Below are 22,968 nucleotides of genomic sequence, written 5' to 3'. Positions count from 1 at the left end.
GAAACGCCCCGACTCGTCGGGGCGTTTTTGTTTGTGCAAAGCGTCGGACAATCGACGTCTTTGTTACCGATCCGGTAACGGTGTTTTGCTTGAAAGCCCCGGAATAGACGCCTCGTTTGCGACCTTGGTAGCGGGACAGCGGCTAGCGAAATTAACTAGACTGCGCATCCTGATACCCGTTGCCCGAGATAACAATCCATGTACCGTGACCGTATTCGCCTGCCATCGTTGTTGGACAAAGTGATGAGCGCTGCCGACGCCGCCGCTCTGATTCAGGACGGCATGACCGTTGGCATGAGCGGCTTCACCCGCGCCGGCGAAGCCAAGGCCGTACCCCACGCACTGGCGGAGCGAGCCAAGGTCACGCCGCTGAAGATCAGCCTGATGACCGGCGCCAGTCTGGGCAACGACCTCGACAAGCAACTCACCGAAGCCGGCGTGCTGTCACGCCGCATGCCGTTCCAGGTGGACAGCACCTTGCGCAAGGCGATTAACGCAGGCGAGGTGATGTTCATCGATCAACACCTTTCGGAAACCGTCGAGCAACTGCGCAATCAACAGCTCAAGTTGCCAGATATCGCGGTGATCGAAGCCGTGGCCATCACCGAGCAAGGCCATATCGTGCCGACTACATCGGTGGGTAACTCGGCCAGCTTCGCGATTTTCGCCAAACACGTGATCGTCGAGATCAACCTGGCACACAACCCGAATCTCGAAGGTCTGCACGACATCTATATTCCGACCTATCGTCCGACCCGCACGCCGATCCCACTGGTCAAGGTCGACGATCGCATTGGCAGCAGCGCAATCCCGATCCCGCCGGAAAAGATTGTGGCGATCGTCATCACCCAGCAACCGGACTCACCATCCACCGTGCTGCCACCCGACGCCGACACCCAAGCCATTGCCGATCACTTGATCGACTTCTTCAAGCAGGAAGTGGACGCCGGGCGCATGACCAATAAGCTCGGGCCGCTGCAGGCCGGGATCGGTACCATCGCCAACTCGGTGATGTGCGGCCTGATCGACTCGCCTTTCGAAGACCTGACGATGTATTCCGAAGTGCTGCAGGACTCGACGTTCGACCTGATCGACGCGGGCAAGCTGAGCTTTGCTTCGGGAAGCTCCATCACCCTCTCCAGCCGCCGCAATGCTGACGTGTTCGGCAACCTGGAGCGCTACAAGGACAAACTGGTGCTGCGCCCTCAGGAGATCTCCAATCACCCCGAAGTGGTACGTCGCCTCGGGATCATCGGTATCAACACGGCGCTTGAGTTCGACATCTATGGCAACGTCAACTCCACCCACGTCTGCGGCACGCGGATGATGAATGGGATTGGCGGTTCGGGTGACTTTGCACGCAATGCGCACCTGGCGATCTTCGTGACCAAGTCGATTGCCAAGGGCGGCGCGATTTCCAGCGTGGTGCCGATGGTCAGCCATGTCGACCACACCGAGCATGACGTCGACATCCTGGTCACCGAAATCGGTTTGGCCGATCTGCGCGGCCTGGCGCCCCGCGAGCGGGCGCGGGTGATCATCGACAACTGCGTACACCCGGATTACCGCCAGGCCCTCAGCGATTATTTTGAAAAGGCTTGCGCAGTGGGCGGACATACCCCGCATATCCTGCGTGATGCCCTGAGCTGGCACATGAACCTGGAAGAAACCGGGCGAATGATCGCCAGTTAATTGGTACAGATTGCCGCTGACGCAAACACAGTTTCGTCAGCGGGCAATTGCAAGACGCTTTACTTACAAAAACTGTACTGCTGTACCGGTCTTTTCCTACAGCTATAGCCTACTCATCAAGTCTTAATGGCCGAAAATGCACCATAATGGCGCAGACAAGTACAGTTGCCTCAATTTAGACCAGTACACCGCCTATAAACAGTTAACTGAGCCCTCACAATACAGATGAACTGTATCTACAGTGGCTAGGCAAGAGAGAGGATCATGGGCACCAGTTAAACCACTACCTAATCCCGCCACAAGCGGAAGGATGTCAATCATGGAACGTACACTCAGTTCCGAACTGTTCTTCGAAGACACTGCTGCAAAAACCCAGGCTTCCATGCCTCTGCGCGTTATCGCCAACCTGATGCTGTGGCAGCGCCGCATCTCCAGCCGCCATCAACTGGCTCGTCTGGATTCGCGTCTGCTGGCTGATGCCGGGATTAGCGAAGCACAACGCTACGAAGAGCTGAGCAAGCCGTTCTGGCGCTAAGTTAGCGTCGCTGGCCCTGACCTGATGGTCCATCGCCAGCAACCCGAATTGAAAAAACGAAACCCGTCGTGGGAAACCACGACGGGTTTCGTCGTTTTGGAGCCAGAATTTCGGCCATCTGATTCAAATAGGTACAGTTTTAAGTATTGATATTCTAACCAGTACAATTTTGGCATTTCACGTCTTCAGAGAACCTGATCAGCGTCACGCAAATCAGCCAATATCCCGGCCCGAACAAACGACACTGTGCGAATCGTTGCGCACAGGCCTAATATCAAACCAATAAGTGGCGAATGCCAAGCGTCTGGCGTCAGACTCCGCACAGAGCGCCACCTTAAAATTGCCCATCAAAAGGAGTTACACCATGTCCCGTCTTCGTCTGCTTAGCGCTGCAGCCCTGCTTGCCGTGGCTGCCAATTCCCACGCCACCAGCTTCATCGTGACCACCGATGCCGTCGTTGGTGCACTCAAGGCCACATCGGACGCGACCTCCGACGTCACGTCTTCTTTTAGAGACGACAAAATTGTACTCGCGGCCCGTGACGACGCTGCCAGCTTCGTTGCCAGTGAAGGCGCCATCCGTGGCGTAAAACTGGAAAGCGCTCTCGACCACATTCGCCATCAGGCGCCACAACTCAACGCGACAGACGCACAACTGGCACAGGCGATCCTGACGATCTAAGCGACTGCTTTGAAGAGGGACACGTCAGACGTGTCCCGATATTTCGACGCTGGCTCTAGACCGGGCCTTGCGCTAGCCTTGAGACTCACTTTCAACTGTCGAGTCTCATGCGTTTTTTTTCATATCTGTTAATCCCTTCACTGTTTTTTGCGGCCACCTACTCAGGCGCGGCCCAGGCTTTCGATGCCTTCAACCTGTCCACGCAAGGCACCGTAGCCAGCGGTTACGCCACAAGCATGGTGACCTCCGCGCCCTTCGACCATAAACTGCTGCTCGCCGCCCGGGATGATGCCGCGGCGTTCATCGCCAGTGATGGCCAACTCAGAGGCGCACAACTGGAATCGGCCCTGTCTTACCTGCGCCGGACCCAGCCAAAACTTCATGCAAGCGACCTTGAACTGGCACAGGCAATTCTCGTCCAATAGTTATCCCAAGTTTCTCCGGAGTCGTTCCATGCGTAACCCGCTGATTGCCGCCACCCTCGGCCTGCTGTTGTTGGCCGATGTGGCACAGGCCCATACCCTGGTTGCCACCAGTAACATCCTTATCCGCGCGACCCAGCGCACACTCGATTTCACGTCTGATACAACAACGTCCATTCGCGACTCGAAAATCGTCCGCGAAGCTCAAGACGATGCCGCCAGCTTTGTCGCCAGTAACGGAGACATCCGTGGTGCGCACCTGGAATCGGCTTTCAGTTTGTTGCGCACCCGCGTTCCGGAAGCCCGAGACGCCAGTGATCAGGATCTCGCTGAAGCCATCCTCGCACTGTGAGGTCTCCAGTCACCTGGCTGTTGGCCGGGGTCATGTTGCTGCTCGGCAACATGGCCCACGCCGACCTCGAACTGCATCTCAAGACCGAAGGCCTGAGCCCCGCACAGCAGCAGGCCAGCCAGGCATTGCTGGATGAAGCCATGCAGGCATTGCCGCCGCATTTCATCAAGCAACTCGACCGTCGAATTGACGTCGGCTGGACCGATGACATGCCCGCCAACGCCTACGGCCAGGCGTCCCCGGTTTCTGAGCTCGATTTGAACCGCAATCTGCTGGCCAGCCTCACCGATGGCAGCGCAGCCACCAAGAAAACCTATCGTCCTCACGGCACAGTGCGTCGGGAAATGCTGGCCACGGTTCTGCACGAACTGACCCACATTTATGATCGCTCGCGTTTGTGGCCACAGGCGCAGCGCTCGCTGATTCAGCGCTGTACCCGCCAGGACAGCAGCGCAGGGCTGGTCGGTATTCCAGATGAATGCCGAGGCCAGTCTGGCCGCCGCTTTACCCTCAGCGACGATCCGCGCTTGCTTGATCTCGCCGGTTGGCCGCAATACGTGGGTCGTCGTGGTGAGCGTGAACAGCACAACCGCCAGATTGCCCGCAGCCCGGACATCTACGAGACCAGCAGCCCTAAGGAATTCGTCGCGGTCAACATGGAGTATTTCCTGCTTGACCCGAGTTATGCCTGCCGTCGTCCGGCGCTGTACCGCTATTACAAAGAGCACTTTGGATGGGCACCCACCGCCAAGAGCGACTGCGGTAAAACCTTCGCTTTCCTGAATGCCGGCAATGATTTTGCCAAAACCCCGCTGGGCCAGGTCGATCCAGAGCGAGTTTATGCCGTCGACTATTTGCTGGCCGAGGCTAACCAGAACTGGGTCAGTCGATGGGGCCACAGCATGTTGCGCCTGGTGATCTGCGCACCGGGACGCCCACGCGGGCCGGATTGTCGGTTGGATCTGGACCAGCATCTGGTGCTGTCATATCGGGCCTTTGTCGGCGACGTGCAGCTGTCGAGCTGGGACGGTCTGGTGGGTAAATATCCGTCACGTCTGTTTGTATTACCGCTGGCTCAAGTCATTGACGAGTACACCAAGACTGAATTGCGCAGCCTGGCATCCGTACCGCTGGACCTTTCGCGCAGCGAGATCGAAGGTGTGGTTGAGCGCGCCGCCGAGATGCACTGGAGTTACGACGGCAACTACTTTTTCCTCTCCAACAATTGCGCCGTAGAGGAGCTGAAGTTACTGCGCAGTGGCACTAACAATTCAAAACTGGTTGCTCTGGACAACATCATGCCCAACGGCCTGCTGGAAGTGCTGAAAGGGCGCGGGCTGGCGGACACCAGTGTGCTGGACGATCCCCGCGAAGCACTGCGCCTGGGCTATCGGTTCGACTCGTTCCGGGATCGCTATCAAGCGATGTTTGATGTGCTGAAAAAAAGCCTGCCGGTCAAACAGGAAACCGTCGAAGACTGGCTGGACTTGAAGGCCGAAGAGCGCCGCACGTGGTTCGAACAGGCAGATCTGCGCACCAGCGCGGCCCTTCTGTTGCTCGAGCAAGCAAGCTTCCGGCGCCAGTTGTTGCTGGCTCAGGACGAAGTCAAACAGCGTTACCTGGGCGCTCGAGAATTGAAAAACGGCGGGATGGACAAGGCTAATGCAACGCTGAGGCAGATTCTCGATAACAGCGGCTTCCTCAGTCGACCGGCCGAATTGCTCGGCAGCGGAGGATACGGCTTGCCGCAGCCGAATGAATGGCAGCGCCTGGAGTCGGAAAGCAGCCTGCGGCAAAAGCAGCTTCAAGCCTTGACCGGGGATCTGGACAAGGAAGTACGGGCGCTGCTCGAACCGTCCCGAGCAGCCGAAATGGCTGCCAACGAGGCTAACGTGAAACAAATTGGCGAGCATCTGCGTAAATTGCACAAGGCGTCGGGTGGGCTGGAGTTGCCTTGATATAGGCCTTTCCCCTCCCCTGACACGCAACAAAAAAAGGCTTCAGAACCGAGTTCTGAAGCCTTTTTGTTGATTCCCGTACGTCGGGGAAATCACCCTCAGCTGACGCGTGCCTGGCGCACGCCGTCGGCCAGCGCCGAGCACAGGCTCAATACACCATCGATTGCCTGGTCCGGCGTAGTGGCATTGGCGATGTGATCGATCAACGCCGACCCCACCACCACACCATCGGCCAGACGCGCGATGGCCGCCGCTTGTTCTGGTGTGCGAATGCCAAAACCGATACTGATCGGCAGATCGGTATGACGGCGCAGGCGAGCGACCGCTTCTTCGACATGTTCCAGCGTTGCGGCGCCAGCACCGGTCACACCGGCCACGGACACGTAGTACACGAAGCCGGAGCTGCCATTGAGCACCGTTGGCAAACGCACGTCATCGGTGGTCGGCGTGGTCAGGCGGATGAAGTCGATGCCGGCAGCCTGCGCCGGGTCGCACAGTTCGCCGTTATGCTCAGGCGGCATGTCGACCACGATCAAGCCATCGACGCCGGCCTCTTTCGCTTCGGCGATGAAACGTGGCACGCCGTACATGTGGATGGGGTTGAAGTAGCCCATCAGCACCAGCGGGGTTTCGTTGTTGTCCTTGCGGAATTCACGAACCATTTCCAGGGTTTTCGCCAGGTTCTGCCTGGCACCCAGGGCACGGATGTTGGCGAGCTGGATCGCTGGGCCGTCGGCCATCGGATCGGTGAAGGGCATGCCCAGTTCGATCACGTCAGCGCCGGCTGCCGGCAAGCCTTTGAGGATGGCCAACGAGGTGTCGTAGCTCGGGTCGCCAGCGGTGACAAAGGTCACCAGCGCGGCACGGTTCTGTTCCTTGAGTTCGGAAAAACGTGTTTGCAGGCGGCTCATCAGTGTTTCTCCTGCTTCGATTGTTCCATGTGGTGCATCACGGTTTGCATGTCTTTGTCGCCACGGCCGGACAGGTTGACGACCATCAGGTGATCCTTCGGCAGGTTCGGGGCGCGCTTGAACACTTCAGCCAGGGCATGGGCGCTTTCCAGGGCAGGAATGATCCCTTCCAGACGGCAGCATTGATGGAACGCCGCAAGGGCTTCGTCATCAGTCACCGAGGTGTACTGAACGCGGCCGATGTCATGCAACCAGGCGTGTTCCGGACCAATACCCGGATAGTCGAGGCCGGCGGAAATCGAGTGGGCATCGATGATCTGGCCATCTTCGTCCTGCAGCAGGAAGGTGCGGTTACCATGCAGCACGCCGGGTACACCACCATTGAGGCTGGCTGCGTGCTTGCCGGTTTCAATGCCATAACCGGCTGCTTCAACACCGATGATTTCAACGCTCTTGTCGTCGAGGAACGGATGGAACAAGCCCATGGCGTTGGAGCCGCCGCCGATGCACGCCACCAGGCTGTCCGGCAGACGGCCTTCCTGGGCTTGCAGTTGATCACGGGTTTCCTTGCCGATGACGGCCTGGAAGTCGCGAACCATCGCTGGATACGGGTGCGGACCGGCTACGGTGCCGATCAGGTAGAAGGTGCTGTCGACGTTGGTCACCCAGTCACGCAAGGCTTCGTTCATCGCGTCCTTGAGAGTGCCGGTGCCGGCCACGACTGGAATCACCTCGGCGCCCAGCAGCTTCATGCGAAATACGTTGGCCTGCTGACGTTCGATGTCAGTGGTACCCATGTAGATCACGCAATCGAGACCAAAACGCGCGGCCACGGTGGCAGTCGCCACACCATGCATGCCAGCGCCGGTTTCGGCGATGATGCGTTTCTTGCCCATGCGCCGCGCCAGCAGGATCTGGCCGATGCAATTGTTGATCTTGTGCGCGCCGGTGTGGTTCAGCTCTTCACGCTTGAGGTAAATCTTCGCACCGCCGCAGAACTCGGTCAGGCGTTCGGCGAAATACAGAGGACTTGGACGACCGACGTAATCGCGCTGGAAGTAGGCCAATTCTTCTTTGAATGCCGGATCTTCCTTGGCCGCTTCGTATTCGCGGGCCAGATCGAGGATCAACGGCATCAGGGTTTCGGCAACGTAACGGCCGCCGAACGCGCCAAACAGGCCGTTGGCATCAGGGCCGTTGCGCAGATTGGTCTGGGTCATTTGGGCGCTCCAGTTGAATGCGTGAATGGGGCATAAAGAGACAGTGGGGTCCACTCTACCCCTGACGTCCTCGACTGAAAACCGATAAGATCGCCATAACCTGTCAGGAAAACTCACAGATAAAATGAGCCACGACCTCCCCCCGCTCAATGCCCTGCGCGCCTTCGAGGCAACTGCCCGGCTGAACAGTGTCAGTCAGGCAGCGGAGCAGTTGCACGTAACTCACGGCGCAGTCAGCCGTCAGCTCAAGGTGCTGGAAGAACACCTCGGCGTCAGCCTTTTCGTCAAGGATGGCCGCGGCCTTAAACTCACAGATGCCGGAATGCGGCTACGCGACGCCAGTGCTGAAGCTTTCGAACGCTTGCGTACGGTTTGCGCCGAGCTCACGCAAAGCACGGCGGATGCGCCATTTGTGCTGGGTTGTTCGGGGAGCCTCCTGGCACGCTGGTTCATTCCGCGCCTGGGTCGATTGAATTCCGACTTGCCTGACCTGCGTTTGCACCTGTCTGCCGGGGAAGGCGATCTCGATCCGCGTCGCCCGGGCCTGGATGCCTTGCTGGTTTTTGCCGAGCCGCCCTGGCCTGCGGACATGCAGGTCTTTGAACTGACCAGCGAGCGGATCGGCCCGGTCATGAGCCCGCGGTTCGCCGGCTTCGAGCGCCTGAAAACGGCACCGCCCAGCGCGTTGCTCAATGAATCGTTGCTGCACACCACTTCCCGGCCGCAGGCCTGGCCCAGCTGGGTGCAACAAAGCGGCCTCGACGCCAAGGCGTTGAAGTACGGACAGGGTTTCGAACATTTGTATTACTTGCTGGAAGCGGCCGTGGCCGGGCTGGGTGTGGCGATTGCCCCGGAGCCGCTGGTGGCTGAAGATTTGAAGGCTGGCCGTTTGGTAGCGCCATGGGGTTTCAGCGAAACCCCGGCACATCTGGCGCTGTGGCTACCCAAGCGCGCCGCGGACGGGCGCGCCCGGCAACTGGCGCATTGGCTCAAGAATGAGTTGCGCCAGACGGATCAGTCACCGCGTTTGCATAGCAAGTAAGCCGCCAACAGGCCCAGTGCACCGACGGCAACACCCGCTGTAGTCCAAGGGTGTTCCTGGGCGTAGTCCCGGGTGGCAATACCTGTCTCACGGGTTTTGACCTTGACCTCTTCATAGGCATCGGCGAGCAGATGGCGCGAATGCCGCAATGCGTTCTCGGCGTTGCCTTTGAGCACCTTGAGGGTTTTACGCGACTCGTCCGAGGCGTCTTCCTTCAGGTTTTCCAAGGATTTGAGCAGACTCTCGATCTCCGCTTCCATGCTTTGCAATGAGGCTTTACGTAACGAGCTGTTGGCCATGGTGGCTCTCCTGCATTGTTGATGAGTGGCGTGTGTTGGTTGGGACTTCAGCGGTTCGAGAAAGTGCAGTAAATCTGAACTTCCATGTCGGATCGAGCGACAGAAGTAAGACACAAATTCACTGCTAGGCTGTACTTCACACCCAAAAGGAGAACCCCATGTCTGACCATCACACCTACAAGAAAGTCGAATTGGTTGGCTCGTCCACCAGCAGTATTGAAGATGCGATCAACAACGCCCTGGCTGAAGCGGCCAAAAGCATCAAACACATGGAATGGTTTGAAGTGACCGAAACCCGTGGGCATATCCAGGACGGCAAGGCTGCACACTTTCAGGTGACGCTGAAAGTCGGATTCCGGATTGCCAGCAGCTGAGGGTCGACCCGTCTTCTGAACTTGCGCGCTGGCCGATTGCCATAGGGAATGGCAAAGCGCTACATAAGTGCGTCCAGCCGACGCTGGGCGCCCCTTTGAACCGACCGGGGATGCGACTGATGAAGAAGTTTATTTTGGCAATTGGATTATTGAGCCTTGCAGGCACCGTGTTCGCCGCCGGTAAGTCATGCGAAGAGCTCAAAGCGGAAATCGCCGCAAAACTGGATGCCAAGGGCGTTTCCGGGTATTCGCTGGAAATTGTCGATAAAGGCACCGAGGCCGGCGGGCAAGTGGTCGGCACCTGTGAAAGCGGTACCAAGGTCATTGTCTACAAAAAATAGCCTGATTCCTTCAGACAATAAAAAGCCGACGCAAAACGTCGGCTTTTTACGCCTGCCTGAAGATCAGCCTTTCATGACTTGCGCCAACAATTCGTAGGAATGCAGACGATCGGAATGTTCATACAGGTCGCAGGTAAAGATCAACTCATCGGCCTGAGTCTGTTCGATCAACACTTCCAGTCTGGCGCGGATTTTCTCCGGGCCGCCGATCATTGCCAGACCGAGGAAATCGCTCACCGCTTCTCGCTCATGGGGCAGCCACAGGCCATCCATGGTTTTCACCGGTGGGCGCTGGACCAGGCTCTGGCCTCGCATCAGGGCGAGAATCCGCTGGAACATCGAGGTGGCCAGATAGTCCGCCTGTTCATCGGTGTCAGCCGCCACCAGCGGTACGCCGAGCATCACGTAGGGCTTGTCCAGGACCGCGGAGGGTGTGAAGTGATTGCGGTAGACGCGAATCGCCTCGTGCATGAAGCGCGGTGCGAAATGTGACGCAAAGGCGTAAGGCAATCCTCTTTCGCCCGCCAGTTGCGCACTGAACAGGCTGGACCCCAGCAGCCAGATCGGAACATTCGTACCGGTGCCCGGCATCGCGATGACGCGCTGGTCCGGCGTGCGAGGGCCGAGGTAACGCACCAGTTCCGCAACATCTTCCGGAAAATCATCGGCACTGCCGGAACGTTCACGACGCAGGGCGCGGGCGGTCATCTGATCCGAGCCCGGCGCACGCCCGAGGCCAAGGTCGATCCGCCCTGGATAAAGGCTTTCCAAGGTGCCGAATTGTTCAGCAATCACCAATGGCGCGTGGTTGGGCAGCATCACCCCACCCGAACCGACACGGATGGTCGATGTGCCCCCCGCCAGATAACCCAACAGCACCGAGGTCGCGGAACTGGCAATGCCATCCATGTTGTGATGTTCGGCGACCCAAAAACGGTGGTAGCCGAATTTTTCCACATGCTGCGCCAGGTCCAGCGAATTGCGCAGCGATTGCGCTGCGCTGCCGTTTTCCCGCACGGGCACCAGATCGAGGGTCGAGAACTTGATATCGGACAGTCGTTTCATAAACCTGCTACTCCAATTGAGGGCGCAGGTTTTTCTCGCGAACGAAAACCTGCCGAATCCAAAAGCGTGTTTCATGCAATGAGGGCATATACCCGAGTTTCAATAGCACGGGGAAAATTCGTACAAAAAAAGCGGACAGATCAGATGAGATGAACTTTGCGCCAAGGTCTATCCTCAGAACCCTGACGAACCAAACCAAATAGGCACGACGCTTCGTGCCGAATCCTGGAGGAGACAAGCATGGCGATCATCAAGAAAGCATCAGCCCATTGGGAAGGTGATCTGAAAACCGGCATCGGCTCGATTTCCACGGAAACCGGTGTACTTCGGGAAGCGCCCTACGGCTTCAAGGCGCGCTTCGAAGGCGGCAAGGGCACCAACCCTGAAGAGCTGATCGGCGCCGCCCACGCGGGTTGTTTTTCCATGGCATTTTCCATGATCCTCGGCGACGCGGGCCTCAAGGCTGACAGTATTGATACCAATGCCGAAGTCACGCTGGACCAGGTGGATGGCGGTTTTGCGATCACGGCCGTGAAACTGATCCTCAAAGCGAAAATACCCGGCGCCAGCCAGGCGCAGTTCGAAGAGCTGAGCAACAAGGCCAAGGAAGGATGCCCGGTTTCCAAAGTGCTGAATGCCAGGATCACCCTGGAAGCCACGCTGGTCAGTTGAACACTGATTAAAGATCGCAGCCTCAGGCAGCCCCTACAGGGTCAACGTGAATCTGTGGAGCTGCCGAAGGCTGCGATCTTTTTTGCCTTGAAACAAACAACGCTTGCAAAACTGTGGTCGAATTAATGACAGCAGCCCAAACGCACGGATATGCGTGCTGCCTCAAAAGGAGCTTCAACCATGAAACGTTTTGCCTTGGCGGTTATCTGTTGCGCGTTGGCCACATCGGCCTTTGCCGCACCCAAGCCCTGTGAAGAACTCAAGGCCGAAATCGAAGCCAAGATCCAGGCAAGTGGCGTTACGTCCTACACCCTGGAGATCGTGGCCAACGACGAAGTGCACGATCAGAACATGGTCGTAGGCTCATGCGAGAACGGCACCAAGAAAATCATTTACCAGAAGAACGATCGCTGACCGACCCTACGGAACACAGTTGATCTGGCGTTCTTCGGCAACGATTTCATGTTTGGCGTTATACAGGCGTGCTTGCGGGGTGAACGCCATGGAGCGGGCCTGAAGCAGGTAACGCTGACCGGCTTCGAAATGATCGTACTTGATGATCATGTAGCACAGCCGTTCCGTGCCACCATCCATAAGGTCCGAACTTCCACCCGGCACTTCGAAATCGAAGCGAACAGTCAACTCATGACTACCCGGAGTGACCTGGAAAAAACGTCCATCACGCAATCGCTGGTTGTCCAGACGCTCGGCCATCAACAATTTGTCGTTGGGAAATGGCGTAGAGAAATCGACCCACGCCATTTGCGGATTAGCTGCCGGCATCGGTGTCGAACAACCGGCCACCGCACTTGCGGTCAGTAACAGCAATAACCTGCGCATGATGAATATCCCGATGTCTGGATACTCAGGATAGCGCTGATCAGGTGCGTTGGCAGCCAGCCGGTGTGCCCTGACCGATGACTTTTCGCTGCTGATCGTAAAGTTTGGCCCACGGGCGGAAGCCAATGTTCCCCGCTTGCAGTTGATAGCGCTCACCGGCATTGAAACCGTTGAATTTCACGTTCATCTGACAATCACGCCACAGCGGCTCGGCATCGGGGCCGATGTTGGTGGGCTGCACCGGAAACTGATAGCGAACCGTCAACTCATGACTGCCCGGCTGCACCTCGAAGTAACGCTTGTCGGTGGCCGCCTTGTTGTCCACCTCCATCGCCAGCAGTGCCGTGTCTTCCTGATGCGACTCCAGATCGATCCATGCCTGCGTCGGATCATGGTGAGGTAACCCGAACCCGGCACAACCGGCCAGCATCAGCAGGCCTCCCGTCAGCATCAACTTGCGCATAGCGGAACTCCAGTCAAGCGGGATAGTCTTGCGAGCAGACTCTCCAGGGATTTTTATTTTGATCAGGCCGCGTCCAAGCCTTGGGTTACTTGATCGCGTTTTACGCGTTTTGTTTCCGGGTGCGTTATTTTTGTTGCTCAACGGTTGTTCCAGCATCAGTTACTACAGCCAACTGGCCAGCGGTCAGATGCAGTTGCTGCGGGCACGGGAGCCGGTTTCCAGTGTCATTGCCGACTCTCAGCGAGATCAGAAACTGCGTGCGCATCTGGCCGAATCGCAAAAGGCCCGGACGTTCGCCAGCCGACAGTTGCACCTGCCGGATAACCAGAGTTACCGCTTGTACGCTGACATTGGTCGCCCTTATGTAGTCTGGAACGTATTTGCCACGCCGGAATTTTCCCTGAAACCGCAAAATCACTGCTTCCCGATTGCCGGGTGCGTGGCGTATCGCGGCTATTACAGCCAGAGTGCCGCTCGCGGTGAGGCGGCGTTGCAGCGCCTGCAAGGCCTGGACGTATCCATCGGCGGCGTCGAGGCGTACTCGACACTGGGCTGGTTCAATGATCCGATCATGAGTTCGATGATGGGCTGGGGCGACGAACGCCTGGCCACGCTGATCTTTCACGAACTGGCGCATCAACGCGTGTACGTGAAGGACGACACGGAGTTCAACGAGTCATTCGCCACCTTCGTCGAACAGGAGGGCACCCGCCAATGGCGTGCCTACCGTCGCCTGCCGCCTGAAAGCGGAGCGCAGGCACGGCAACGGGCTCAATTCATTGAGCTGGTTCTGGACACCCGCAGCCGCCTTGAAAACCTGTACGCCCAGCCCTTGCCGCCGGAGCAAATGCGTCAGCGCAAAGCGGCGGAGTTCGAACGCATGCGCGACGAGTACCGCCAATTGCGCGACAGCCAATGGGCCGGGGATAAACGCTATGACGCATGGATCAATGCCCCGATGAACAACGCGCGGCTGTTGCCGTTTGGGCTCTATGACCAGTGGGTGCGGGCGTTTGCAGCGTTATTCAAGCAGGCTGGTGGGGATTGGGTGGCGTTTTATATGGCGGCGGAAGAGCTGGGGGCGTTGCCGCTGGAAAAACGTAAAGCGGCGTTGAAAACATTGGCGGGCTCAAAAATCTCTGGAGGTTGAACCGACGTCATCGCGGGCAAGCCTTGCTCCTACGAATTTGCGTCGAGTGAAAAATCCATGAACGACAACAACTCTGTAGGAGCAAGGCTTGCCCGCGATGGCGACTTCATTAGCCGCGCAAAAACGCCTGGTGCATCTCGTCCAGCGTTTCAAAATGATAGGCCGGCGCTTCAGCGCTCAGCTCTTCCCGACTGCCAAATCCGTATCCCACCGCCGCGGCGTCCAGGCCATTGCTGCGTGCGCCAATCAGGTCGTGCTTGCGGTCGCCGATCATCAGCGTATTGGCCGGGTCCAGGCCTTCCTCGGCTACCAAGTGCGCGATCAGCTCGACCTTATTGGTCCGGGTGCCATCGAGCTCACTGCCGTAAATCACTTTGAAATGTTTGGCGAAGTCGAAATGCCGGGCGATTTCACGGGCGAACACCCACGGCTTGGAGGTGGCGATGTAAAGCTGTCGCCCTTGGCCTCCAAGGGTTTCCAGAAGCGGGGTGACGCCATCAAATACACGGTTTTCGTACAAGCCGGTGACTTTGAAACGCTCCCGGTAGAAATTCACCGCTTCCCAGGCCTTTGGCTCATCAAACCCATAGAACTGCATGAACGCCTGCAACAACGGCGGACCAATGAAGTGTTCGAGCCGGGTCAGGTCGGGCTCATCGATGCCGAGCTTACTCAAGGCAAATTGGATCGAACGTGTAATGCCCTCGCGCGGATCAGTCAGCGTGCCGTCGAGGTCGAATAAAACGGTTTGGTAATGCATGAAAATTCCTGGGCAATGGCGAGGCGCTTTTCGTTATCAGGGGCTTAGTTTTGGTCGTAGCCTTCGGCTAGATGCAGATCCTTGAGTTTCACGTAGTTCGCCGCGCTATAAGTGAAAAAGGCTTGTTCCTTGTCAGTCAGCGGTCTTACCTGCTTCACCGGACTGCCCACATACAAAAAGCCGCTTTCCAGGCGTTTGCCCGGTGGTACGAGGCTGCCGGCACCAATGATCACATCGTCGGCAACCACCGCGCCGTCCATCACGATGCTGCCCATGCCGATCAACACCCGGCTGCCCACGCTGCACCCGTGCAACATGACTTTGTGGGCAATCGTCACGTCATCGCCGATCAGCAACGGGAAACCGTCGGGGTTGAACGGCCCGGCATGGGTGATGTGCAGCACGCAGCCATCCTGCACGCTGGTGCGCGCACCGATGCGGATGCGGTGCATGTCGCCGCGGATCACCGTCAACGGCCATACCGAGCTGTCCTCGCCGATTTCTACGTCGCCGATCACCACCGCCGAGCGGTCGACAAAGGCGCCTTTACCCAGCAACGGCGTGTGGTTCTGGTATTTGCGAAGATTCACGATAGGGTTTCTCTCTGTTGCTGATAGCTGCGGTGAACGTCGATTGTAATTAAGATGGCTGCATGTTTCTTCCAGCCAAGGTGCCAACCGTGAGCGTGAACAACCCTCTTTTGCAGTCCTACGACCTGCCGCCGTTCTCCGCGATCCGTGCCGAGCATGTGCAACCGGCCATTGAACAGATCCTGGCGGATAACCGTGCCGCCATTATCGAGATCCTCAAGACCCAGGGCAAACAACCGACCTGGGCCGGCCTGGTGCTGGCGATGGATGAACTCAACGACCGCCTGGGCGCCGCCTGGAGCCCGGTCAGCCACTTGAACGCCGTGTGCAACAGCGCCGAACTGCGCGAAGCCTACGAGTCATGCCTGCCGGCATTGAGCGCTTACTCGACTGAAATGGGCCAGAACCGTGAACTGTTCCAGGCCTATGAAGCCTTGGCCAACAGCCCGGAAGCCGCCGGTTTCGACGTTGCGCAAAAAACCATCCTGGAACACGCCCTGCGCGACTTCCGTCTGTCGGGTATCGACCTGCCGGAAGCGCAGCAGAAGCGCTATGCCGAAGTGCAGAGCAAACTGTCCGAGTTGGGCAGCCGCTTCTCCAACCAGTTGCTCGACGCAACCCAGGCCTGGACCAAGCACATCACCGATGAAGCCGCCCTCGCCGGCCTGACCGATTCGGCCAAGGCGCAAATGGCCGCCGCGGCACAAGCCAAAGAACTGGATGGCTGGCTGATCACTCTGGAGTTCCCAAGCTACTACGCGGTGATGACCTACGCCCACAACCGTGCGCTGCGTGAAGAAGTCTACGCCGCCTACTGCACCCGTGCGTCGGATCAAGGCCCGAATGCCGGGCAGAACGATAACGGTCCGGTGATGGAAGAAATCCTCGACCTGCGTCAGGAACTGGCAAAACTCCTGGGCTTCGGCAGTTTCTCGGAATTGAGCCTGGCCACCAAAATGGCCGAGTCCAGCGACCAGGTGCTGAGCTTCCTGCGCGATCTGGCCCAACGCAGCAAGCCGTTCGCCGCCCAGGACCTGCAACAGCTCAAGGCTTACGCCGCGGAGCAGGGCTGCGCGGATCTGCAAAGCTGGGACAGCGGTTTCTACGGCGAAAAACTCCGCGAACAGCGCTACAGCGTTGCCCAGGAAGCGCTGCGTGCCTACTTCCCGATCGATAAAGTACTGGGCGGTCTGTTCGCCATCGTTCAGCGCCTCTACGGCATCGAGATCGCCGAACAAAAAGGCTTCGACACCTGGCACCCGGATGTTCGCCTGTTCGAAATCAAGGAAAACGGCCAGCACGTCGGGCGCTTCTTCTTCGACCTCTACGCCCGCGCCAACAAGCGCGGCGGGGCCTGGATGGACGGCGCCCGGGACCGTCGCCGCACCGCTGACGGAGTGCTGCAAAGCCCGGTTGCCAACCTGGTGTGCAACTTCACCCCGGCCGACAGCGGCAAGCCTGCGCTGCTGACCCACGATGAAGTCACCACGCTGTTCCACGAGTTCGGCCATGGCCTGCACCACTTGCTGACCCGGGTCGAGCACGCCGGCGTGTCCGGAATCAACGGCGTGGCCTGGGATGCGGTCGAGTTGCCGAGCCAGTTCATGGAAAACTGGTGCTGGGAGCCGGAAGGCCTGGCGCTGATTTCCGGTCATTACGAAACCGGCGAGCCGTTGCCGCAGGACCTCCTGCAAAAAATGCTTGCGGCGAAGAACTTCCAGTCCGGCCTGATGATGGTGCGCCAACTGGAGTTCTCACTGTTCGACTTCGAACTGCATGCCACTCACGGCGACGGCCGTAGCGTGCTGCAAGTACTCGAAGGCGTGCGTGACGAGGTCTCCGTGATGCGCCCACCAGCCTACAATCGCTTCCCCAACAGCTTTGCGCACATCTTCGCTGGCGGTTACGCCGCGGGGTACTACAGCTATAAATGGGCTGAAGTGCTGTCCGCCGATGCGTTCTCGAAGTTCGAGGAAGAAGGCGTGCTCAACGCCGAGACTGGCCGCGCATTCCGCGAGGCGATTCTCGCGCGCGGGGGTTCCCAGGAGCCGATGGTGTTGTTCGTCGACTTCCGTGGCCGCGAGCCTTCGATTGACGCACTCTTGCGCCACAGCGGCCTGAGTGAGGACGCGGCAGCATGAGTGAGGGTCCCGTGATTACCAAACGACGCTTTATCGCCGGGGCGGTTTGCCCGGCCTGCAGTGAGCCGGACAAGTTGATGATGTGGAACGAAGACAGCGTGCCGCATCGTGAATGCGTGGCTTGCGGATACTCGGACACGCTCAATGAACAAGGTTTGTCGGTGCCCAAGGAACTGGGCACCCGGGTCAATACGTCTGCCCTGAAGGCACCTGATACCAAGGTTCAGGCAGTGCAGTTTTTCCCGAACCCGAAGCTGAAAAAGAAACCTGACGAGCAGCATTGAGTAGAAAGACGCCTCCCGATGCGCAATGCAGTGGGAGGCGTTGTTGTTACTGAAGATGAGCGGACTGGAACCAGTTTTTCATCGAACACGCCGCGAACGGGCTCGTGCTGCAATCGCCATTGGCCAATGCAGTGCGAAGCTTGTCCACGTCAGCCTGCATCATGTAACGGATGCCGTCCTTGAAGTGAGTGCTGTCTCCAAAGCCGCCCTGGGTCATTTCGCTCAGCGCGTCCTCCTTGCTCCATCCCTGCACCACCACCCGATACATGGCCGCGATCAGGCCGGTTCGGTCTGAGCCGTGTTTACAGTGCATCAGCACCGGGCCATTGGTTTCGGCAGTTCGAATGGCCCGTAATGCCTTGAGTATGTCGGCATCATCGACGTGGTTGGTTCGATAAGGCAGATGTACTTGAGTGATTGCAGGCGTGGATAACCAGTTTGCGTCCGACTCAGGTAGAAAACTGATGACTGTTGCGACCTTGAGTCTTTCCAATAACCGCAGCGCTCCACTGTCGGGTAATGCACTGCGGTACAACGTCGGCGACATTTTAAACAGGTTGTATTGCACTTCGACCGGTTGTGCCCATTCTGCCGGACGGCGCAAATCGGCATCATCGGCGTACACCGGTGCCAAGTGAAGCAATACGACCAGTGATAAACACATCACCGAAATAAAACGCAGAAAGAACATGCTGGGTGACCGTCAGGATGGAAGCTGGACATTGAGGTCAAGCTTGCATCCTGATCAGTCAAAGACCCGTGAGCTATCTGTCAAAGAAACGTGAACCCTTGCATCAAGGATTGATAATCGCCGCATAAGCCTTGGCCAGTGCCTCTAACTTGGCCTTGTCCCCTGCACCAATGACCCCGTCGCGGTCTACATCCTTGTTAACGTTTCCAATACTGAAAGAGTTGCCAAGGTCTTTGGACGTGGCCGTAAAAAAAACCGAATCAACCAAGGCTTCGACTTGTTGTTGATTCTCCGCATCCCAACTTAGCTCTTTACGAGCAAGTTGCAACGAAACAAGAGTATTCGGCTCCGAAGGGCTCGGCCGCATGAGTTGTAGAAAGATGCCACGCTGATTAAAGAAAGACATAAACAAATCCTTTTATTTATTTTGCTTAGTGGGTGTTACTTGGAGGTAAGAATATAGAAGGTAACGTTTAATCGAGCGATGCCTTATATGTTTCTTCAATTTACCAGTTGCCGGACACGTTATTTGAAAGATCTGCCCAGCCTAGTAAAAAGCTGAACGGTACTGGTTGATAGGGGCAACCTCGTATACTGTATGAATATACAGACCAAGGAACACCTTCGATGGCGACCATCCTGCCTCCCCGCGGTCGCGGCACTGCGGCCAACCCGCACAATCGCTTTGCTCCGAGCCGCTCGGTAGCCGAGGACGACGGCTGGCATCAGGAAGCGCCAGTGACTCAAGGCACCGAAGTGCGCATCGAGACGGCGAAAAGCATCATCACTCGCAACAACTCACCAGACCTGCCCTTCGACCGCTCGATCAATCCTTATCGTGGGTGCGAACACGGTTGCATTTATTGCTACGCACGCCCCAGTCACGCCTATTGGGACATGTCGCCGGGGCTGGATTTCGAGACCCGGTTGATCGCCAAGACCAATGCAGTGGAGGTGCTGGAACAGCAGTTGTCCAAGCGCGGCTATCAATGTGCGCCGATCAACCTCGGTTCCAACACCGATCCGTATCAGCCGATCGAGCGCGAGTACAAAATCACCCGCCAGACTCTCGAGGTATTGCTGCGCTATCGCCATCCCGTGACCATCATCACCAAAGGTTCACTGATTCTTCGCGATCTGGACCTTCTGGCCGAACTTGCACAGCAAAGGCTGGTGGCGGTGATGATCAGCCTGACTACCCTTGACGACGAGCTCAAACGCATCCTCGAACCCCGCGCCGCGGCGCCCAAGGCCCGGCTGCGGGCAATCAGGGTCATGCGTGATGCGGGCATTCCGGTGGGTGTGCTGTGTTCACCGATGATTCCGATGATCAACGACAGCGAACTCGAAAGCCTGCTCACTGAAGCCCAGGCGGCCGGGGCGCAAAGCGCTGCCTACATGATGTTGCGCCTGCCGCTGGAAGTGGCGCCGCTGTTCGAGCAATGGCTGGCCGCCCACTATCCGCAACGGGCGGCGCATGTGTTGAGCCTGATACGCCAGAGTCGTGGCGGTGAGCTTTACGACAGCCGCTTTGGCGCACGAATGCGCGGAGAAGGACCGTTTGCCGATTTGCTGGCGCAGCGCTTTGCCAAGACCATCAAGCGCCTGGGGCTTAATCATCGGGAAGGCTTCAACCTGGACTGCGACGCCTTTTGTCCGCCGGGTCGCCAAATGTCACTGATTTGAGGACAATTGGCCTATGGTTGAGTACTGAAGAGCGCGCACGAAGATTAAGCTGGTCACGTTTTTTGTGACCTGGAACACACGTTCTAGAGCGCTTTATTCAGTTTGAGTTAAGATTCGGCCGCTACCTTGTTCATCGAGTGACTGACGGGTCGAGGCCTTCGACCTGGATGTTTTTTATACAGCCACTGGCTTCACACCGGACTTCACGGAAAACTCCCTGACTCCGCCAAAGAGGATGAATCATGAGTGACAAGGATAAACAGCCGTTGGCTGCGTCGGCTTCCACCCAACCCGAGGCGGAAACCGCCGATGCAGCGCTGCAGCATATCGTTGACGGCTTTTTGCATTTCCATCATGAGATCTTTCCGCAACAGGAAGAGCTCTTCAAGAAACTCGCCACGGCTCAACGCCCGCGAGCCATGTTCATCGCCTGCGCCGATTCGCGCATCGTTCCTGAACTGATCACCCAAAGCGCCCCCGGCGACCTGTTCGTGACGCGTAACGTCGGCAACGTCGTACCGCCTTACGGACAGATGAACGGAGGTGTCTCCACGGCGATCGAGTACGCGGTGCTGGCCCTCGGCGTGCACCACATCATCATCTGCGGGCACTCCGACTGCGGCGCGATGCGAGCGGTGCTCAACCCCCAGAGCCTGGAAAAAATGCCTACGGTCAAAGCCTGGCTGCGGCATGCCGAAGTGGCGAAGACCATGGTCCAGGACAACTGCAACTGCGCGAATGAAAGCGAAAGCATGCACATCCTCACCGAAGAGAATGTCATCGCCCAATTGCAGCATTTGCGCACTCATCCATCGGTGGCCTCGCGAATGGCTAACGGTCAGTTGTTTATCCACGGTTGGGTCTACAACATCGAAACCAGCGAAATCAAAGCCTACGACGCCGATCAGGGATGTTTCCTGCCGCTCAATGGCAGCCTGCCCGTTCCGGTGGCGACGCCCAAAGCGCGCTTCTAAAACCTCCTAAATCCGTATGGTTCAGTCGAGGCTGCCGATCAGGCAGCCTGGCTTCGCCATGCCTGAAGAAAACTTCGGGAGAATCACCATGCGTGCTGCGCAATTCAAAAATGTTTTACCAAGGGAGCTGCTGGCTTCCGTGGTCGTTTTTCTGGTCGCCCTGCCCTTGTGCATGGGCATTGCCATTGCTTCGGGTTTACCTCCGGCCAAAGGCCTGATCACCGGGATCATTGGTGGCCTGGTCGTTGGCTGGCTGGCCGGTTCGCCCTTGCAAGTAAGCGGTCCCGCCGCCGGTCTGGCGGTACTGGTATTCGAACTGGTACGTCAGCATGGCGTGACCATGCTCGGGCCGATATTACTGCTCGCAGGTTTTCTGCAATTGGTGGCCGGCCGTTTGAAACTGGGCTGCTGGTTCCGCGTGACAGCGCCTGCCGTCGTGTACGGCATGCTTGCCGGGATCGGTGTGCTGATCGTCCTCTCACAGGTGCACGTGATGCTCGATGCGGCGCCAAAGCCGTCAGGGCTGGATAACCTCGCGAGCTTTCCCACCGCAGTCGCCCAGGCTTTGCCATCCGTTGGCTGGCAGGCCGGCCTGCTCGGGTTATCGACCATCGCCGTGATGTGGCTATGGGAAAAGCTGCGTCCGCATTCCCTGCGTTTCATACCTGGCGCCTTGCTCGGTGTGGGTCTCGCCACTACCGCCAGCCTGCTCTTGTCGTTGCAGGTCAAACGGGTGGAGGTTCCGGCCAATCTGGCTGAAGCCATTGATTGGCTGCGACCGGCAGATTTGCTCAATCTGGCAGACCCTGCCCTGCTCATCGCTGCCTTTGCAGTGGCTTTCATCGCCAGTGCCGAAACCCTGCTGTCGGCTGCCGCAGTAGACCGGATGCACAGCGGCCAGCGCTCGGACTTCGACCGGGAACTGTCGGCGCAAGGCGTCGGCAACATGCTCTGCGGGCTGCTCGGCGCACTGCCGATGACGGGCGTGATCGTGCGCAGCTCTGCCAACGTCCAGGCCGGCGCTACCACGCGTTACTCGACGATTTTCCACGGCCTGTGGCTGCTGGCGTTCGTTTTGCTGTTGTCGAGCGTGTTGCAAAGCATTCCGGTGGCTAGCCTGGCGGGTGTGCTGGTTTATACCGGCTTCAAGCTTGTGGATCTCAAGGCTTTCCGCGGTCTGGGGCGCTACGGCCGGATGCCGATGTTCACCTATGCCGCCACCGCATTAGCCATCGTTTTCACTGACTTGCTGACCGGCGTATTGATCGGCTTCGGCCTGACGCTGGTGAAGCTGGCATTGAAGGCTTCACGGTTGAAAATCAGCCTGATCGATCTGCCCGAGGCAGGAGAAATGGAATTGCGCCTGACAGGCGCGGCGACTTTTCTCAAAGTGCCGGCGCTGACCAAGGTACTGGCGACCATTCCCGCAGGTGCGACAGTGCACGTGCCGCTCAATAACCTGAGCTACATCGATCACTCATGCCTGGAACTGCTGGAAGAATGGGGTCGGGCGAATGCAGCCAAAGGTTCGAAGCTGTTGATTGAGTCGCGGGGGTTGAAGCGCAGGCTTGAAGGGCGGGTTCGGACTAATACGGGAATTGGCGCGGCTGGCTGAGGGCCAATGTAGGAGCGAGCCTGCTCGCGATGGCGGCGGATCAGTCAACTGTAATGTTGAATGTCATCGCTAGCAGGCTCGCTCCTTGTATGTTGACCCTGAGTCCAAAGAGAGAGGTTACGCTCAAGGACTCATACAACAGCAAGTGCGTTTCTGGGGGGAGGCCGATCGCTCCTGAAGGCAGGATTTGCTCCTGACCTTGTCTGTAG

General features: G+C 58.0%; 27 protein-coding genes. 17 read left to right on the top strand and 10 right to left on the bottom strand.

Features of this window, described 5'->3' with window-relative positions:
- Positions 1 to 198 precede the first annotated feature (198 nt).
- The 6 genes from ASD60_RS13515 to ASD60_RS13490 all read left to right on the top strand — a co-directional run bounded on the left by ASD60_RS13515 (position 199) and on the right by ASD60_RS13490 (position 5,641).
- The gene (locus ASD60_RS13515; RefSeq protein WP_056854486.1) at positions 199 to 1,692 is read left to right on the top strand and encodes an acetyl-CoA hydrolase/transferase family protein; all 1,494 of its coding nucleotides are present in this window, start codon (positions 199 to 201) and stop codon (positions 1,690 to 1,692) included.
- Between the two features lie 319 nt (positions 1,693 to 2,011).
- Positions 2,012 to 2,227, top strand: a complete 216-nt coding sequence (locus tag ASD60_RS13510) for a DUF1127 domain-containing protein (protein ID WP_007902752.1) — start codon at positions 2,012 to 2,014, stop codon at positions 2,225 to 2,227.
- Between the two features lie 364 nt (positions 2,228 to 2,591).
- Positions 2,592 to 2,909 (top strand): DUF2388 domain-containing protein, encoded by a 318-nt coding sequence (locus tag ASD60_RS13505; RefSeq protein ID WP_056854485.1) that lies wholly within the window; start codon positions 2,592 to 2,594, stop codon positions 2,907 to 2,909.
- 107 nt (positions 2,910 to 3,016) lie between these two features.
- The gene (locus ASD60_RS13500; RefSeq protein WP_056854484.1) at positions 3,017 to 3,334 is read left to right on the top strand and encodes a DUF2388 domain-containing protein; all 318 of its coding nucleotides are present in this window, start codon (positions 3,017 to 3,019) and stop codon (positions 3,332 to 3,334) included.
- Positions 3,335 to 3,362: 28 nt separating this feature from the next.
- Entirely contained in the window at positions 3,363 to 3,683 is a 321-nt protein-coding gene (locus ASD60_RS13495) for a DUF2388 domain-containing protein (protein ID WP_056854483.1), read from the top strand.
- A complete protein-coding gene (locus ASD60_RS13490) occupies positions 3,680 to 5,641 on the top strand; it encodes a DUF7844 domain-containing protein (RefSeq protein WP_056854482.1) in 1,962 nt (653 codons plus the stop codon). The genes ASD60_RS13495 and ASD60_RS13490 overlap by 4 nt, the downstream gene beginning before the upstream one ends.
- Positions 5,642 to 5,739: 98 nt before the next feature.
- Here ASD60_RS13490 and trpA read toward each other — a convergent pair whose 3' ends face one another.
- The gene (gene trpA, locus ASD60_RS13485) at positions 5,740 to 6,552 is read right to left on the bottom strand and encodes a tryptophan synthase subunit alpha (protein ID WP_056854481.1); all 813 of its coding nucleotides are present in this window, start codon (positions 6,550 to 6,552) and stop codon (positions 5,740 to 5,742) included.
- Positions 6,552 to 7,772, bottom strand: a complete 1,221-nt coding sequence (gene trpB / locus ASD60_RS13480) for a tryptophan synthase subunit beta (RefSeq protein WP_056854480.1) — start codon at positions 7,770 to 7,772, stop codon at positions 6,552 to 6,554. Before trpB ends, trpA begins: the two co-directional genes overlap by 1 nt.
- Before the next feature lie 124 nt (positions 7,773 to 7,896).
- Between trpB and ASD60_RS13475 the strand changes: the two genes are divergently transcribed.
- Positions 7,897 to 8,814, top strand: coding sequence for a LysR family transcriptional regulator (locus tag ASD60_RS13475; protein WP_056854479.1), 918 nt, complete (start codon positions 7,897 to 7,899; stop codon positions 8,812 to 8,814).
- Here the strand turns inward: ASD60_RS13475 and ASD60_RS13470 are convergent.
- A complete protein-coding gene (locus tag ASD60_RS13470) occupies positions 8,787 to 9,113 on the bottom strand; it encodes a DUF883 family protein (RefSeq protein ID WP_056854478.1) in 327 nt (108 codons plus the stop codon). The two genes, ASD60_RS13475 and ASD60_RS13470, sit on opposite strands and share 28 nt — an antisense overlap.
- A 158-nt stretch (positions 9,114 to 9,271) precedes the next feature.
- On the opposite strand from ASD60_RS13470, the gene ASD60_RS13465 reads away from it, so the two are divergent.
- Both ASD60_RS13465 and ASD60_RS13460 read left to right on the top strand, forming a co-directional pair.
- On the top strand, positions 9,272 to 9,487 hold the full coding sequence (locus tag ASD60_RS13465; protein ID WP_056854477.1) for a dodecin: 216 nt from the start codon (positions 9,272 to 9,274) through the stop codon (positions 9,485 to 9,487).
- A gap of 119 nt (positions 9,488 to 9,606) precedes the next feature.
- Complete coding sequence (locus ASD60_RS13460) at positions 9,607 to 9,828, top strand: DUF1161 domain-containing protein (RefSeq protein ID WP_056854493.1); 222 nt, start codon at positions 9,607 to 9,609, stop codon at positions 9,826 to 9,828.
- Positions 9,829 to 9,891: 63 nt separating this feature from the next.
- Here the strand turns inward: ASD60_RS13460 and ASD60_RS13455 are convergent, their stop codons facing one another.
- Positions 9,892 to 10,893: an LLM class flavin-dependent oxidoreductase gene (locus ASD60_RS13455; protein WP_056854476.1), complete on the bottom strand. Its 1,002-nt coding sequence runs from the start codon at positions 10,891 to 10,893 to the stop codon at positions 9,892 to 9,894.
- A gap of 240 nt (positions 10,894 to 11,133) precedes the next feature.
- Here ASD60_RS13455 and ASD60_RS13450 point away from each other — a divergent pair, with 240 nt between their 5' ends.
- On the top strand, positions 11,134 to 11,565 hold the full coding sequence (locus ASD60_RS13450) for an OsmC family protein (RefSeq protein WP_056854475.1): 432 nt from the start codon (positions 11,134 to 11,136) through the stop codon (positions 11,563 to 11,565).
- A gap of 180 nt (positions 11,566 to 11,745) precedes the next feature.
- A complete protein-coding gene (locus tag ASD60_RS13445; protein WP_056854474.1) occupies positions 11,746 to 11,979 on the top strand; it encodes a DUF1161 domain-containing protein in 234 nt (77 codons plus the stop codon).
- Positions 11,980 to 11,985: 6 nt separating this feature from the next.
- Here the strand turns inward: ASD60_RS13445 and ASD60_RS13440 are convergent, their stop codons facing one another.
- Entirely contained in the window at positions 11,986 to 12,405 is a 420-nt protein-coding gene (locus ASD60_RS13440) for a PA0061/PA0062 family lipoprotein (protein WP_056854473.1), read from the bottom strand.
- Between the two features lie 40 nt (positions 12,406 to 12,445).
- The gene (locus ASD60_RS13435; RefSeq protein ID WP_056854472.1) at positions 12,446 to 12,868 is read right to left on the bottom strand and encodes a PA0061/PA0062 family lipoprotein; all 423 of its coding nucleotides are present in this window, start codon (positions 12,866 to 12,868) and stop codon (positions 12,446 to 12,448) included.
- Between the two features lie 58 nt (positions 12,869 to 12,926).
- Here ASD60_RS13435 and ASD60_RS13430 point away from each other — a divergent pair, with 58 nt between their 5' ends.
- A complete protein-coding gene (locus ASD60_RS13430; protein WP_056854471.1) occupies positions 12,927 to 14,018 on the top strand; it encodes an aminopeptidase in 1,092 nt (363 codons plus the stop codon).
- A 109-nt stretch (positions 14,019 to 14,127) separates the two neighbouring features.
- On the opposite strand, the gene ASD60_RS13425 is transcribed toward ASD60_RS13430, so the two are convergent.
- A complete protein-coding gene (locus ASD60_RS13425; RefSeq protein ID WP_056854470.1) occupies positions 14,128 to 14,778 on the bottom strand; it encodes an HAD family hydrolase in 651 nt (216 codons plus the stop codon).
- 44 nt (positions 14,779 to 14,822) lie between these two features.
- Complete coding sequence (locus ASD60_RS13420) at positions 14,823 to 15,368, bottom strand: gamma carbonic anhydrase family protein (protein WP_056854469.1); 546 nt, start codon at positions 15,366 to 15,368, stop codon at positions 14,823 to 14,825.
- 89 nt (positions 15,369 to 15,457) lie between these two features.
- Here ASD60_RS13420 and prlC point away from each other — a divergent pair, with 89 nt between their 5' ends.
- The gene (prlC, locus tag ASD60_RS13415; protein ID WP_056854492.1) at positions 15,458 to 17,509 is read left to right on the top strand and encodes an oligopeptidase A; all 2,052 of its coding nucleotides are present in this window, start codon (positions 15,458 to 15,460) and stop codon (positions 17,507 to 17,509) included.
- Positions 17,506 to 17,793 (top strand): YheV family putative zinc ribbon protein, encoded by a 288-nt coding sequence (locus ASD60_RS13410; protein ID WP_056854468.1) that lies wholly within the window; start codon positions 17,506 to 17,508, stop codon positions 17,791 to 17,793. Before prlC ends, ASD60_RS13410 begins: the two co-directional genes overlap by 4 nt.
- 46 nt (positions 17,794 to 17,839) lie before the next feature.
- Here ASD60_RS13410 and ASD60_RS13405 read toward each other — a convergent pair whose 3' ends face one another.
- Both ASD60_RS13405 and ASD60_RS13400 read right to left on the bottom strand, forming a co-directional pair.
- Entirely contained in the window at positions 17,840 to 18,484 is a 645-nt protein-coding gene (locus ASD60_RS13405) for a phosphatase domain-containing protein (protein ID WP_056854467.1), read from the bottom strand.
- A gap of 103 nt (positions 18,485 to 18,587) precedes the next feature.
- The gene (locus tag ASD60_RS13400) at positions 18,588 to 18,890 is read right to left on the bottom strand and encodes a hypothetical protein (RefSeq protein ID WP_056854466.1); all 303 of its coding nucleotides are present in this window, start codon (positions 18,888 to 18,890) and stop codon (positions 18,588 to 18,590) included.
- 221 nt (positions 18,891 to 19,111) lie between these two features.
- Between ASD60_RS13400 and ASD60_RS13395 the strand changes: the two genes are divergently transcribed.
- The 3 genes from ASD60_RS13395 (at position 19,112) to ASD60_RS13385 (ending at position 22,759) form a co-directional block, all read left to right on the top strand.
- Positions 19,112 to 20,170, top strand: coding sequence for a PA0069 family radical SAM protein (locus ASD60_RS13395; RefSeq protein WP_056854465.1), 1,059 nt, complete (start codon positions 19,112 to 19,114; stop codon positions 20,168 to 20,170).
- A 242-nt stretch (positions 20,171 to 20,412) separates the two neighbouring features.
- A complete protein-coding gene (locus ASD60_RS13390) occupies positions 20,413 to 21,144 on the top strand; it encodes a carbonic anhydrase (protein WP_056854464.1) in 732 nt (243 codons plus the stop codon).
- An 88-nt stretch (positions 21,145 to 21,232) separates the two neighbouring features.
- Positions 21,233 to 22,759, top strand: coding sequence for a SulP family inorganic anion transporter (locus ASD60_RS13385; protein ID WP_056854463.1), 1,527 nt, complete (start codon positions 21,233 to 21,235; stop codon positions 22,757 to 22,759).
- Positions 22,760 to 22,968: the final 209 nt, after the last annotated feature.

The organism is Pseudomonas sp. Root562 (genome assembly GCF_001427125.1).
Lineage (GTDB): Bacteria > Pseudomonadota > Gammaproteobacteria > Pseudomonadales > Pseudomonadaceae > Aquipseudomonas.
This window is presented reverse-complemented; position numbering and strand designations above follow the sequence as displayed.

Bases quoted from the DNA above. Each gene is read 5' to 3' on its own strand.
- ASD60_RS13515 (WP_056854486.1), top strand. From the start codon at position 199: ATGTACCGTGACCGTATTCGCCTGCCATCGTTGTTGGACAAAGTGATG.
- ASD60_RS13510 (WP_007902752.1), top strand. From the start codon at position 2,012: ATGGAACGTACACTCAGTTCCGAACTGTTCTTCGAAGACACTGCTGCA.
- ASD60_RS13505 (WP_056854485.1), top strand. From the start codon at position 2,592: ATGTCCCGTCTTCGTCTGCTTAGCGCTGCAGCCCTGCTTGCCGTGGCT.
- ASD60_RS13500 (WP_056854484.1), top strand. From the start codon at position 3,017: ATGCGTTTTTTTTCATATCTGTTAATCCCTTCACTGTTTTTTGCGGCC.
- ASD60_RS13495 (WP_056854483.1), top strand. From the start codon at position 3,363: ATGCGTAACCCGCTGATTGCCGCCACCCTCGGCCTGCTGTTGTTGGCC.
- trpA (WP_056854481.1), bottom strand. From the start codon at position 6,552: ATGAGCCGCCTGCAAACACGTTTTTCCGAACTCAAGGAACAGAACCGT.
- trpB (WP_056854480.1), bottom strand. From the start codon at position 7,772: ATGACCCAGACCAATCTGCGCAACGGCCCTGATGCCAACGGCCTGTTT.
- ASD60_RS13475 (WP_056854479.1), top strand. From the start codon at position 7,897: ATGAGCCACGACCTCCCCCCGCTCAATGCCCTGCGCGCCTTCGAGGCA.
- ASD60_RS13470 (WP_056854478.1), bottom strand. From the start codon at position 9,113: ATGGCCAACAGCTCGTTACGTAAAGCCTCATTGCAAAGCATGGAAGCG.
- ASD60_RS13465 (WP_056854477.1), top strand. From the start codon at position 9,272: ATGTCTGACCATCACACCTACAAGAAAGTCGAATTGGTTGGCTCGTCC.
- ASD60_RS13460 (WP_056854493.1), top strand. From the start codon at position 9,607: ATGAAGAAGTTTATTTTGGCAATTGGATTATTGAGCCTTGCAGGCACC.
- ASD60_RS13455 (WP_056854476.1), bottom strand. From the start codon at position 10,893: ATGAAACGACTGTCCGATATCAAGTTCTCGACCCTCGATCTGGTGCCC.
- ASD60_RS13450 (WP_056854475.1), top strand. From the start codon at position 11,134: ATGGCGATCATCAAGAAAGCATCAGCCCATTGGGAAGGTGATCTGAAA.
- ASD60_RS13445 (WP_056854474.1), top strand. From the start codon at position 11,746: ATGAAACGTTTTGCCTTGGCGGTTATCTGTTGCGCGTTGGCCACATCG.
- ASD60_RS13440 (WP_056854473.1), bottom strand. From the start codon at position 12,405: ATGCGCAGGTTATTGCTGTTACTGACCGCAAGTGCGGTGGCCGGTTGT.
- ASD60_RS13435 (WP_056854472.1), bottom strand. From the start codon at position 12,868: ATGCGCAAGTTGATGCTGACGGGAGGCCTGCTGATGCTGGCCGGTTGT.
- ASD60_RS13425 (WP_056854470.1), bottom strand. From the start codon at position 14,778: ATGCATTACCAAACCGTTTTATTCGACCTCGACGGCACGCTGACTGAT.
- ASD60_RS13410 (WP_056854468.1), top strand. From the start codon at position 17,506: ATGAGTGAGGGTCCCGTGATTACCAAACGACGCTTTATCGCCGGGGCG.
- ASD60_RS13405 (WP_056854467.1), bottom strand. From the start codon at position 18,484: ATGTTCTTTCTGCGTTTTATTTCGGTGATGTGTTTATCACTGGTCGTA.
- ASD60_RS13400 (WP_056854466.1), bottom strand. From the start codon at position 18,890: ATGTCTTTCTTTAATCAGCGTGGCATCTTTCTACAACTCATGCGGCCG.
- ASD60_RS13395 (WP_056854465.1), top strand. From the start codon at position 19,112: ATGGCGACCATCCTGCCTCCCCGCGGTCGCGGCACTGCGGCCAACCCG.
- ASD60_RS13390 (WP_056854464.1), top strand. From the start codon at position 20,413: ATGAGTGACAAGGATAAACAGCCGTTGGCTGCGTCGGCTTCCACCCAA.
- ASD60_RS13385 (WP_056854463.1), top strand. From the start codon at position 21,233: ATGCGTGCTGCGCAATTCAAAAATGTTTTACCAAGGGAGCTGCTGGCT.